General features: G+C 38.0%; 14 protein-coding genes. 1 reads left to right on the top strand and 13 read right to left on the bottom strand.

Annotated elements, in window-relative coordinates:
* Positions 1–43 precede the first annotated feature (43 nt).
* The 13 genes from ACG916_RS19185 to ACG916_RS19125 form a co-directional block, all read right to left on the bottom strand.
* A complete protein-coding gene (locus ACG916_RS19185; RefSeq protein WP_004722192.1) occupies positions 44–463 on the bottom strand; it encodes an acyl-CoA thioesterase in 420 nt (139 codons plus the stop codon).
* Entirely contained in the window at positions 453–2,012 is a 1,560-nt protein-coding gene (locus ACG916_RS19180; RefSeq protein ID WP_105713044.1) for an HAL/PAL/TAL family ammonia-lyase, read from the bottom strand. The genes ACG916_RS19185 and ACG916_RS19180 overlap by 11 nt, the downstream gene beginning before the upstream one ends.
* 2 nt (positions 2,013–2,014) lie before the next feature.
* A complete protein-coding gene (locus ACG916_RS19175) occupies positions 2,015–2,941 on the bottom strand; it encodes a lysophospholipid acyltransferase family protein (RefSeq protein ID WP_166783363.1) in 927 nt (308 codons plus the stop codon).
* Positions 2,934–3,689, bottom strand: a complete 756-nt coding sequence (locus tag ACG916_RS19170; protein WP_419328476.1) for a glycosyltransferase family 2 protein — start codon at positions 3,687–3,689, stop codon at positions 2,934–2,936. Before ACG916_RS19170 ends, ACG916_RS19175 begins: the two co-directional genes overlap by 8 nt.
* Positions 3,690–3,699: 10 nt before the next feature.
* Entirely contained in the window at positions 3,700–5,388 is a 1,689-nt protein-coding gene (locus ACG916_RS19165) for an ApeI family dehydratase (RefSeq protein WP_419303609.1), read from the bottom strand.
* Between the two features lie 11 nt (positions 5,389–5,399).
* A complete protein-coding gene (locus ACG916_RS19160) occupies positions 5,400–5,951 on the bottom strand; it encodes a COG4648 family protein (RefSeq protein ID WP_353159971.1) in 552 nt (183 codons plus the stop codon).
* Positions 5,948–6,196, bottom strand: coding sequence for an acyl carrier protein (locus tag ACG916_RS19155; protein WP_004819854.1), 249 nt, complete (start codon positions 6,194–6,196; stop codon positions 5,948–5,950). Before ACG916_RS19155 ends, ACG916_RS19160 begins: the two co-directional genes overlap by 4 nt.
* A gap of 9 nt (positions 6,197–6,205) precedes the next feature.
* The gene (locus ACG916_RS19150; RefSeq protein WP_004819853.1) at positions 6,206–6,466 is read right to left on the bottom strand and encodes a phosphopantetheine-binding protein; all 261 of its coding nucleotides are present in this window, start codon (positions 6,464–6,466) and stop codon (positions 6,206–6,208) included.
* Complete coding sequence (locus ACG916_RS19145) at positions 6,450–7,277, bottom strand: lysophospholipid acyltransferase family protein (RefSeq protein WP_419328438.1); 828 nt, start codon at positions 7,275–7,277, stop codon at positions 6,450–6,452. The genes ACG916_RS19150 and ACG916_RS19145 overlap by 17 nt, the downstream gene beginning before the upstream one ends.
* Entirely contained in the window at positions 7,271–7,894 is a 624-nt protein-coding gene (locus ACG916_RS19140; RefSeq protein ID WP_419328437.1) for a beta-ketoacyl synthase chain length factor, read from the bottom strand. The genes ACG916_RS19145 and ACG916_RS19140 overlap by 7 nt, the downstream gene beginning before the upstream one ends.
* A 688-nt stretch (positions 7,895–8,582) precedes the next feature.
* Positions 8,583–9,116 carry an Ivy family c-type lysozyme inhibitor gene (locus ACG916_RS19135; protein ID WP_419328436.1) on the bottom strand — a complete coding sequence of 178 codons (534 nt, stop codon included), beginning with the start codon at positions 9,114–9,116 and terminating at the stop codon, positions 8,583–8,585.
* A 48-nt stretch (positions 9,117–9,164) separates the two neighbouring features.
* The gene (locus ACG916_RS19130; RefSeq protein WP_419328435.1) at positions 9,165–9,620 is read right to left on the bottom strand and encodes a hypothetical protein; all 456 of its coding nucleotides are present in this window, start codon (positions 9,618–9,620) and stop codon (positions 9,165–9,167) included.
* Positions 9,621–9,729: 109 nt separating this feature from the next.
* Entirely contained in the window at positions 9,730–10,326 is a 597-nt protein-coding gene (locus tag ACG916_RS19125; RefSeq protein ID WP_336952634.1) for a DUF4189 domain-containing protein, read from the bottom strand.
* Between the two features lie 460 nt (positions 10,327–10,786).
* Here ACG916_RS19125 and ACG916_RS19120 point away from each other — a divergent pair, with 460 nt between their 5' ends.
* The gene (locus tag ACG916_RS19120) at positions 10,787–11,248 is read left to right on the top strand and encodes a hypothetical protein (RefSeq protein ID WP_419328434.1); all 462 of its coding nucleotides are present in this window, start codon (positions 10,787–10,789) and stop codon (positions 11,246–11,248) included.
* The last annotated feature ends 961 nt before the right edge of the window (positions 11,249–12,209 follow it).

The following is a 12,209-nucleotide window of genomic DNA, read 5'->3' as shown; positions in this document are numbered from 1 at the left end:
TCAGTTTGATTTTATTTTTAAAATTCAACATTTTTCATGCCCCCTATTGGGTCTTAAATTCAGACCATGCATACAGGCGGTCTAAAAATATTTGTGGTGACTGAAAGCACATTTCTCGTGTTTCTATCTCAACTGCCACCTGACTGGTAAAACCTTTGGTGAGGCGTTTACCTGATTCTGCATCAAAAATCTGGTACTCGATTTTCAAACGGTTTTCCCATTCTTTTAAAGTCGCACGTACTCGGATATGCTGCCCAAAAATAATACCTTGCGCATAACGGACATAACTTTCAATCACTGGCCACGCATAACCTGAATCTTTCATTTGATTATAGTTATAGTCAAATTGATCCAGCAATTTGCAACGTGCAATTTCAAAATATTTGAGATAATGCCCATGCCAAACCACATTCATGATATCGACATCATGAAATGGAACATCAATAATGACATCAGCATACATCAGCGTTCTCCTGCTTGTGCTGCAACAGATTGCAGTTTAACAGACTGAGATTTTCAAGATGATCGACAATCGCTTGCAGTTCTTTTTGCAATGGACGATCTTCTTCAACAAAATGAAATTCTTTCAGTACCCATTGTCTAAATAGACCCAACACTGGGCTTAATTGCTGTGCCAAACCTCTCAGTTCAATTGCTTGAACCGCAGCACAGCTCAATGCAGCAATCACTTGTTCAGTCAATAAAATCACCCGACTAGCATCACGTGCGGCAATCGTGCCCATACTGACTTTATCTTGATTATGGCATTCGGTTGAACGTGAAAAAATTGAAGCAGCAAGTGTTTGCTTAAGTGCTTCGGCAGTCCAAGCTGACACCCCTATCTGTACGGCTTTAAAGCCATGATTGAGTGGTAAGCGATCGGTTTTAGCACCAGTCAAATTACGTGGTAACCCATGATTCATTTTATGATCGACCAACTGTGCAAGCTGACGATCCATCAAATCAGCAATATTGGCAATCATAATTTTTAAGCTATCCATAGCCTGTGCAATATGTCCACCATAGAAATGTCCACCATGTAACACGCGTAAATTGATCGGATCAATTAAGGGATTATCATTACTTGAGTTCAATTCATTTTCAATAAATTGTCTAAGCCAAGTTTTAGAATCTTCAAATATTCCAATAATATGTGGTGCACAACGCAGCGAATAACGATCTTGCAAACGTGGACTTTGATGCTCTGTTTGTACTTTATCGTTTAACCATTCACGCAGTTGCTTGGCAATCTCCTGCTGACCTGCATGTGGTTTCTGAGCAAATAACACCTCATCAAAATGGCTTGGATTGCCCTCTAATGCCAACACATTTAATGCTGTAATTAAAGTACTTGCCAAACTAATCTGCTCAGCTTTTTTATAATTTAAACAGGCCATTGCGGTCATTACCGCAGTACCATTCATAATGGCAAGTCCCTCTTTGGGTCTGAGTGCCAAAGGCTGTATCGCATATTCAGCATAAACATCCGCAACTGCAACGATATTACCTTGATAGTAAACATCCCGTTCACCGACCAATGCCCCTGCAATATAGGACAATGGGGTTAAATCACCACTGGCGCCGACTGAACCTTCTGAAGGAATCACTGGAATAATATTTTCATTGAGCATCCAAACCAAACGCTCAAGTAAAGCATGTGATACCCCTGAATAGCCACGTGCCAAAGAGCATAATCGAGTTACCATCACAGCACGAGCAGTGATCAAGTCCAGATTTTGCCCTAAACCACAACCGTGAAAACGAGATAAATGCAAAGGCAACTCATTGACCTGATGTGCAGGCACTTCAACCAAACAAGAATCGCCATAACCTGTGGTTACCCCATAGATGACGCCTTCTTCTTGTAATAATTGATCGAGAAAATCAGCACCTCGTTGAATCAATGCCTGCCAACTTTCAGACTTAGGCAACGCCACTTTGAGCTGTTGATTTGCGACAGCAACAACCTCTTCAATTGAAAGTGGTTTTTCTCCGATGACAAGTGTCTGCATTTTTATTTGTTCCAAAAATTATAAAAATTAAACCATTGATAAGGTGCATCTACGCAATGCTGTTCGACCAGTTGAACATAGCGTTGTATGACTTCAGCTATGGCTTGGTTGCGGGTTTGTCGCGGAAAATTAAGTTTTTGAGCGATTGAATGGATATGCACATGAAAGTTGTCTTGCTTGCGATAACAGAAAACCGCCAATATCGGAACTTTCAGTAAACTCGCTAAAATCCAAGGTCCTTGCGGCCAAGCGGACTCATCAGCTAAAAATTTAAGATTTTCGACACGTTGCGATTGAACTGGAACGCGATCTGCTGCCACGATGATCCACTCACCCTGATCCAGTTTCTCCTGCAAAAGAATCGCAGTATCAACGCCAAGTTCATCAACCGAAATCAGATGCACATCGGCTTTTTGATTGAGCTTTTTAAGAAATTCATTAAATTTACTGGCATGTTTTTGATAAACCAATACATTGATTTTTTGCTGATGATCAGATTTGATCGCACGTAGCAGTTCGATATTGCCAAAATGCGATACCACAATGATCGCACCTTTTTTATAATTTTCCCGAAAATGCGCATGCCCATGCAAAATCAGCTTTTCTTCTGCGACTTTTCCCAGCCAGCCTTCAATTTTATCCAAAATGCACTCACCAAATGTCATCAAATGAATATACGAATGACTCATATTCGGCTGATGTGAAAATGGTGACTTTTTTTGAGCAAAATGATGCAACTTTTGTAAATAAAGTAATGAAGCCTGTCGGGCTGTACGAGAAAAGATCCAGTACCACATGATGATGAAATACAGCACCAGCTTACACAAAAAACGCCCACCAAAACGATAAAAGCAAAGCATTAACATCAAAGGTAACATTCCACCCTTTTCTTTAAGCTCACTCCATCGTTTTGTATGTGATTCAGTCATGTGCTGAACCTTTGTTTTTTTGTGCCAATAATTTAGGTAAGCGAATCAACATGCCTGCAAAAAGTCGTGCATGTGCTTTACTGAGTCCTAAATTATCTTTCCACAAATTAAAATGTGAAATACCTTGTTCTGGATAAATCACAGCAGTAGGTACGTTGATAAACTGAACTTGTTCCCACTTTAGACGCACTAGAACTTCACTGTCAAAACCCATGCGTGGTTGGAATTTTGCTTGATTGAGGACTTGAATGGTTTGATCAAGTGGATAAATACGAAAACCGCACATACTATCTTTGATTTCAAGTGACAGACTATTAATCCAAACCCAGACATGGGTGACATAACGACCATACAAACGCTTTTTAGGCACCGTTTCATCAAAGATCGGCTGTCCCAAAATCATTGCTTGAGGATGTTGTGCTGAGATGGTGATAAATTTTTCAATATCCTGCCAATCGTGCTGCCCATCTGCATCAATTTGTAAAACATGTGTCCAGCCAAGATCTTGTGCTTGATATAAACCTGTCATCACGGCCTGACCTTTGCCCTGATTGGTCGCATGCTCGACCAGATATACATTTTTATGATGCTGCACCAATTCTTGCAACAAGGTCGAACATTCAATATCACTACCATCATTGACCAAAACCACTGGCAAACCATAAGGGTGAATATAGTCCAGTAATGCTTTGATATAATGCGGATGGTTATACACAGGAATCACAAAACCCAATCGATATTGCTGCATCATCTGTCTCCTAAGCGTTAACCGTAGTAGCAAAAACCAAACGTCCTGATGCTAAAGACTGTTCAGCCTGCTGCAATTGAAAACTGATTTTATCTGCTTTACGCTCAAGTTTAAGCAAAACCACGGCATGCGGTTGGATCAATTCCTGAAACTTAATTTGTTCTAATGCTGTACACCAATCTAGATCAGCCCAGATCTCTTTAGCGAACTTTTGAATAAAAGCAATTTGCCCAACACCAGGATAAATCGGGTGATCAGGAAAATGCCCATTAAAAGCAGCCAGTTCAGGAATAAATTCTAATTTAAATTCTGCACTATTGGCATCAATATGCGATGCTAAAACCACGGGTAAATTTAAGTTTTCAAATAATGATTTCATATAATTTTTATTGAGCTTTGATTGGGCGTTTTTCGGTAATTGGCTTAAAAAACGCCATTGCCTCGGTATCGCAATATATTCCAATTTATCTGCAAGTTGTTGTTTTATTTTTGCGACAAATGCACGCTTATGACTGTGTTTAAGTTCTAATTGAGCTTGTTCAGACAATACCGCCACACATGCCAAAATTTGTCGATGATCTTTTTCAAAGATCAATGTATGACATTCACTGACTTCTGGCAATTCAACAATACTACTTTCAATAGAATCAAGACTTAAACGCTTTTCTTCAAGCTTAACAATACGGTCTAAGCGGCCTTGAAGCTGAAACTGACTTTTTCGATCATCAAGCACAGATACTTCGACTTTATCTGCGGTGTAGATCCAATCATTGATATACGCATGTTGAGTCAAGACACCCAGTTCACCTGCATCTGTAACGCTAATTTCGACATCTGCAAACGGCGTCCAAAGCGCCTCATCTTGTGTGCGATAGGCAATACCGCCCGTTTCGGAACTACCAAAAATTTCGGTGATACTGGCATTGAGCAGTGGACGTACTCCAGCATCTAATTTACCACCTGAAGAATAAACCACTGAATGCTGTTCAAGTAATACATCAGAGGTCCAACGTTTTAAAAGTGCTGGGCTGGAAACCACATAATGATTTGAACCAAAGTGATCGTGACTTAAATGCTGTAACTTTTTTTGTGCTTCAACCACATCTTCAGGAAATGCCAATTGTGGATTATAAAAAGCTCTGCCACTGGCAAGCGGCCAAAGTAATTTAAACAATAAACCATAAATATGTTGATGACTGACTGTAGCAAGCGCCAGTGCATTTTCTGCTAGATCAAAACTTTGATCTAAACCCTGTACTTCATTAAGCAGCTGTTTTAGGCTACGTGGAATCTTTTTAGGTTGTCCTGTAGAACCCGAAGTATAAAAAAACACTGCTGCACGATTTAAAAATGCATCATTTAGATCAATGTGATGAGTATCTTCAACCACAGGATTAATCTGTTTATATTGTCGTTCAATAAAATAAATATTCTGAGCTGCTAAGCTTTTTTCCAAATCACGCACACGATTTGGCGGGAGAATCACCTGTTTATCCGCCAGCAAAACTGCAAAAAATAACACTAAAAAATCATAACTGTCATTTTGCCACAAGGCCCATGCACTTTCAGTGGATTGTTCAATGTGTGTTTTTTCACTCAACACTTCCTGCCAAAATTGGGAAAATGTTTTGACACTAAAATCAGAGGTGATACACAGACATTTTTCAGCATGAATGTGGCTTTGAAAATGACACAACATAAGCGTTTATTTTAACTCGTATGATTTTTAGCTTGATGAATTTTTCGCAGTACAAATTCACCTGCAAATAACAAACCCATCAAAAGATAAGAAATAAAACCATTATAAAGTACCCACATTTGGGTACTGCTAAATAACACTGTATAAAGCGCAATACAGGCATTTAAAATAAAAAAGCCACACCAAACAATCGTGACATTTTTGGTCCAGATCACCCCAGACGCGGGTAAATCAGGTTCAACCAAACGTGCAAAACGCTCAATCATTGAGGGTGGTTTGATTAAGGTGGTCGCAAAAATTATCAACGCGCCCACACTCATCAATACTGGATACAGTTTTAACCAAGCATGATCTTTTAAAATCAAACTCAGCCCACCACAAATAATGGCAAACCAAGTTAATGGCCACATAAGATCACTTTTTTTAAAAAATAAGCGTGATCCACCAAGCAGAACCAACAAAGCACTCACCCAAATAAAATGACCATGCGCTAGGCTGTAGCCCACGATAAATGGGTAAAGTAGAAATAAGATGGTGACTCCGCTGCGGATCAAATGATTCATTCTGCAGACATGTTTTGAATCACAACCACAACATCTTGCACTGTTCTGACATTTTTAAAATCTTCAGGTTTAACTTGCTTACCGGTTAATTCTTTAATTTTAACAACTAAATCAATAGCGTCGATGCTATCAACATCTAGATCAGAATACAGGTTTGACTCAAGCTGAATATCAGCAGGTTCAATTTCAAATAGTTCTTCCATCCACTCACGTAGATTTGTTAAGACGATTTCTTCAGATAACATAACGACCTCTTAAGCAGCGCGTTGCGCTTCAACCAAGTCCACTAAACTTTGCACAGAGGCGAAATGTTGCTTGGTTTCCTGTGATTCAGCATTTAAATGAATGTTATAGCGTTTTTTCAAAGCTAAACCTAATTCTAGGGCATCAATAGAATCCAGCCCTAATCCATCACCAAAGAGTGGTGCATTGGTATCAATATCTTCAATTGAAATATCTTCCAATGCCAGCACATCAATGATCATTTCTTTTAACTCATCAGCAAGATTGCTCATTTATAGATAACTCTTGTTTAATTAACGCTTGATTAAATAAGTTGTGCAAAAAATGATTGAGCTGTTTCACCTGTTTTGAGTTAACAGCAGCATCATCCAATATATCCTGTACATGTACCGCATCTAACACTTTAATCTGAATGTGAAATGGTTCATTTGGAATGTGATACCACTTTTCATTTTTGGTCAGTGTCGAGGGCGTGCATTCTATCAAAATCGGACGAATTGGAACATTCGCTCGAATCGCAATATTTGATGCACCGCGTTGGAACTCATTCAGTGAGGCACCTCTTTCTGTTCGTGTCCCTTCTGGAAATATCAATAATGAGGCTGCATCTTTTTCTTGGAGTTTTTTAACGCAGTCCAAAATAAATTGCTCAGATCCCTCATTTAAAATATAACCTGCACTACGTACTGGCCCCAATGTAAATGGATTGCGCCAAAGTGCTTTTTTTACAATACAGTTGGCCTTTTCCATTAAGCCAATCAAAATCACCACATCAATCAAGGTTGGATGATTTGCAATGACTAACTCTTGACGGCTATGGGCCAGCTTTTCCAAGCCTTCGACCTCATAGGTCATGATGCCCAATTTAACCATCATTTCAGTAAAGCCTTTAAAGCTATATTTAATGGCTTTTTGCGCACGATCTTGTCTTTTTCTTGTATCAAATGTGCTCACTTTCACCAATGGTGCAACCACACCACCAATCACAATTCCGCCCAAGCCAAAACTTGCAAAACTAAAACCTGTAGCACCAACACGCCAAGCGTAATTTAACTTTTTCTTTACTTTATTGATATTTAGCATTTGACCCAAGCACCCTTTTCCTTCAGGTTTTGATTTTGCCAAAACGCATTAAAATCTTGAGCTTCTAAATATTTGCTTTGTTGCGGTTGCAGATTTTCTACAGCGATTTTTAAATTGGCATTTTCTAAACTGACCACTCCAGCCAATGAAAAAGCTTTAAAATTCTGATACTCATCGTATATTTCAGGCAATGCTTGGTCATAATAAATCACCAAGGCATTTTTGGCATTGTGGTGGGTTTTTAAATAAGCATAAGCTTCGACTAAAGCTTCAGACCATGACGCTGCCAAACTGGTCGCGAGCGTATCATCTTGACAAAATATAGAATACAAACCTGAAACTGCATTATGTACGGAAGTTGAAAAAAGTGTCGGAGATGGGGTCTGGTCTGAAAGGACATCTTTTAAAATTTTAAGTGTTTTTTCTTCATCGCCATATTGTGAGCTCCAAACAATATAGTCGACCTGAATCCCCTGCAAACTTTGAATTGCACTATTCAGTGCAATTTTAGCAATACTTGATAACCGTCTACGTTGCATCGCAGGAATTTTTTCAAGTGCTAAAAATGTATCACCATCTTCGCTCAAGGTGAGCCTAGAAATATTTAATTGAAGCATGTTTTATTCATCAACATCAGCTAATTTAATTGGCTTAAAAAGCCTTCTTTAGACAAATTATAACATTTGAATAACAATAAATACAAAAAATACAATTGAACTTTGTCTAATAATTAGTTCCTTAATTAAAAGATCCTCTTACAATACTATTTTTTACTGCAACAGTTTATTCAATCCCATTTCATCAAGTGGCGTATTATACTTATAAAATGTATTTTGAAAGCTTGTTTACTGTTAATTATCGCTAAGTAATGCTATTTTTTAATGTGACTGTGTTGATGACATACTCAGGGTTTTATACAAAATATTGGCTAGAAATAACAAAGCATTTTGAAAGTGCATTTCTATCTAAACAGCATATCTTTGCTACAACAAACCTAAGCCTTGAGCACAGCTATTTATACAACTCTAGATTGTAATTTTCCTGTAATTGCTAATTTTAAATCACAATCAATATTTTAAGCTGAACATTAGATATCTTTCATAAATCAAAAAATGATCATGTGGAGTGAATCAATTGGTATTGAAAGTTCCTTCTCCCTCTGGGAGAAGGCTAGGATGAGGGGGGATTTTATGTTGATCCATGGTTTTAAAAAGGACTTATGAAACAACTTTATTGCTTGGCATTCCTTTGCCATTGCTGATTGATTGCTACACGTCATGATCAGCCAAACATACATCTAACAGATCAGCCTGCTGCACTTTCCGCAACCCATTGTGAAAATTTACTTGGAACACCTTTGGTATTTTCATCAAAGCCAAAGAATTTAACACCATCTTCAGTATCGGAATAAGCCGCCATGACTTTACCTGTTTTGGTATTGATCGCAATGACAGCCTTACTTGCACCCGCCCCACGTGGGTCATAACCACTGCCTACCAGCCAATCACCCTGACGCTGCATTGCACTGGATACCACTAAAGCTGAAGTGATATTTGCATATGATTTACCAACTAATTGCTGAAAACGGGCTTTCCAAGGTGCTGCCTGTATGACGTCATGTGGGTGTTTACCATCTGGTTTAGCCATACCCGTTGTTGGAACAGGACGTGTACCACACTTGCTTTTGATTTCTGACTCATAGCCGATATTACCAACTTCTTGCACATCGATAGTACGCCCAACCTTATCGGCACACTCAGCCCATTGTTGTGGTGTTTTTGCCTGTGCAACAATTGGCGTGACCAGTATACCTGCCAATAAAAAACTAAAGATTTTCATGATTTATTTCCTTTAAATATGTACTTAACATCGCGATAACAATACGCTTTAATAACCAGAGCTTTTAACTAGTTTTGGGGTATCTGCTTTTTCGACTGATACCAATTTTGCCAGATCAGTACCATCACTTTCGCCCTTATAAACCGCATATTCTCCAACCGTTACAGTTGCATGTCCTGTATAGCCAATATAGCCTTCCTTGGGTCTTTTGTTGAGTTTCAATGCCTGAGCTGCCTGTTGAGTATCATTGAAACAAAACCAGCGTGAACGGCGATCATCCGGCTTACGCGGTATCAACTGATCTGAAGGCGCACTGGGATGAAAACAGATAACATCACCTGCCACTTCATCATCAAAATAATATGAATATTCTCCATTTACTGTAATTTGACCACGATATTGATCAAATTCCTGTGTGCTTTTTTGCAGTTTCAAGGCATCTGCATGTGCAAACAAGGGCAAAGCTAAAATACTGCCCAGTAAAAAATTAACCGCTTTCATCATTTTTATCCTTTAAAAAGATCCGATCTTTTATTTAAATATATTTTACTTCAAATACTTATCTCGGGTTTATCACAATAGGAGATGTTACTTAAAGCAGAACCGCTATGTATTACCACCAATAAAATATACTGGCGCCCGGTTCGTAATAAGTACTACATGCTGAGTAAACCACTTTACACTCTTGCTTGTTTTTACTTTGACATTCATAAGCAGCTAATGCTTTGGCGCCTGCGGGCGTACGATCAATTCTAATCACAGACTCTTGACCACCTTGAGTCGGATCAGCCAAGGCAACACATTTATTGTTATAGGTGAAGATGACCTCACAATTTTTACCTCCCTTTTTTTGGCAATTTTCCAAGGCTACTTTTTTTGCCCCACGTTCGGTTCTTGTCGCTTGGGCATAACCTGTAGGTCGAGAAGGTGCTGCCTTATCTTCAGCAATCGCGCCCCAACGTTTTTCCCAAAGTGAGGGTTCCCATTTATATGTGCCACCACCGCCACCACCATTACTACCGCCACTTGGAATCGGTGCACACCCTTGCAAGCCTTGCCCACCAATTGGATAATAACCAGGAGGACAATTGCCCTCTGCGGCCACATGACCTGACCACATCAAAACAACAAACGCCAACACAAGCGTGTTTGCAATCCCCATGAATTGTTTTAAATAGTGTTGCTCTGCGATCGTGAATGTTTTAAACATAATAAAAGCCCTCATGGCCAATAACCATCAATAAATTGAATGATTTTCACTTAGAAAAACAAACAATATATGATCAATTTTCCGATTGATGGAATGTTAATATTTTATCTAACGTTCAAACTTAGATTAAAACTTCTACAACTTTTTTCTGCAAGCCCTTTTTTATTCATTAAATTTTCTATAAGCATTACCAGTAAGATTAAATACAGAACGGCTAAACACAATAATTAAATCATGTGAAAAATCAATACAAAAACATATTTTTAAAACTAAAAAAATTCAGATAAACTCTAAAACTGCATACGACATTAAATCGCCAGTAAATATTTCATGCGCTAAGATGATCAAATTAAGTTGTGAAAAATAATTCAACTGATTTTCTAAAAGCAGGAGCAAACTGATCGATTTGAATGAAGACACAAAAGAAAAATCGTGATGTATTGATATACAAAGGAATAAAATGAAACTGACTAGGACATTTACTTTACTCATAGTGCCAATTGTACTCACTGCATGCCAATCCAACAGTGTAAATAAGCTGATCAGAGATCTGCCCTCTCCCGATGGACGTTTTCATGTAGAAGTCCTACAGTGCCGAGCCAACGATGTCATGTTTGGTGGTGCAACACAAGTTCAGGTTTCAGTTCTAAAAAAAGGTGAAACTGAAAAATGTCGATCATTTATTTATGCATTGGCGCAATTTGATGTAAGAACCATTGACTTTGGCGCAAAGGATAATGCTTTACACATAGAGTGGTTGTCAGGCACTGAACTTAGTGTGTGGCATCGTAGTTTTGCAACATCTCAAGGCAAGAATTATATAGGGCCAGATGTACAGCATAGCCAGGCGAACTCTCCAATTAAAGTTATTTTTTCGCCTTTGGCTGCGCAAATTGGAATGCCTTCTCAGATTAAAAAATAAAACGCTATCCACAATAAACCGTTATATAAATCGTCTAGTTTTGATTGCTGTTGTTATGCAACTGCCCTTTATGGGTCAAGTCTGTCCTCCGAGAAGGTTACTGTGATCTAGTTATAGTCTTCTATTTACATTGATCATCCAATAATGACCTATCTATTAGCTCCCAGCCAGAATGCTCAAAGCGGTTTATTTTTTCATGCTTAAACTTAATCAGTAAACCTTCATTGTATGTAGTAAATACTTTTTATGATTACTGGTGAATTTCATGAAATAGATCGCATTTAAGCGCTTTACCTCTTAGCGAATACTTAATCATACCCTTAAAAAGCTGAACTCCACTGCTATTAATAACTGCTTCAAGCATCTTTCCTATCGCATTATCCCAACTCTAAGCCATTAGCACGCTAAAGCAAATATTCAATAAGATCAGCCCATCATGAGTGCTTCCAATATCCAAATTCAACAATAAACATTTGATATTAAATAAAGTTTAATTCTAATAAAATATTATATCCATCCATTCAATGATCATTTTTATCAAAAAAAACATAGCAAGTTTTATCAATATTAAGCAACGACGTTCTACCCAACACATCTAATAAAAGCCCTCTAAAATAATCACATTAATTCATATACTTTTCATAAAAAGAGATAAGGTCGTCAAATACAAATTAATTATGCACAAAATACAAAGTTATTTATTGTGATGTGCGTCACTATAACCCTGCATTTATTTAAGTACATTACTATTTTATTAAACAGTGCGACTAAGTGTAATTTATTGAAATCATAAAAAATGATTTTAAATAAATATTAAAAATCAACCTTCTAAAATGAATGGGTTTTACTATGAAATTAGCTCTATAGAGGTGGATCAGGAAATTTGAACAACACTTATAAGTGATATTTTGCTCCCCAAATGATGTTATAAACATCAATATATGGAGTATTTTATGGCACG

It is taken from the genome of Acinetobacter legionensis, assembly GCF_048552295.1.
Lineage (GTDB): Bacteria > Pseudomonadota > Gammaproteobacteria > Pseudomonadales > Moraxellaceae > Acinetobacter.
This window is presented reverse-complemented; position numbering and strand designations above follow the sequence as displayed.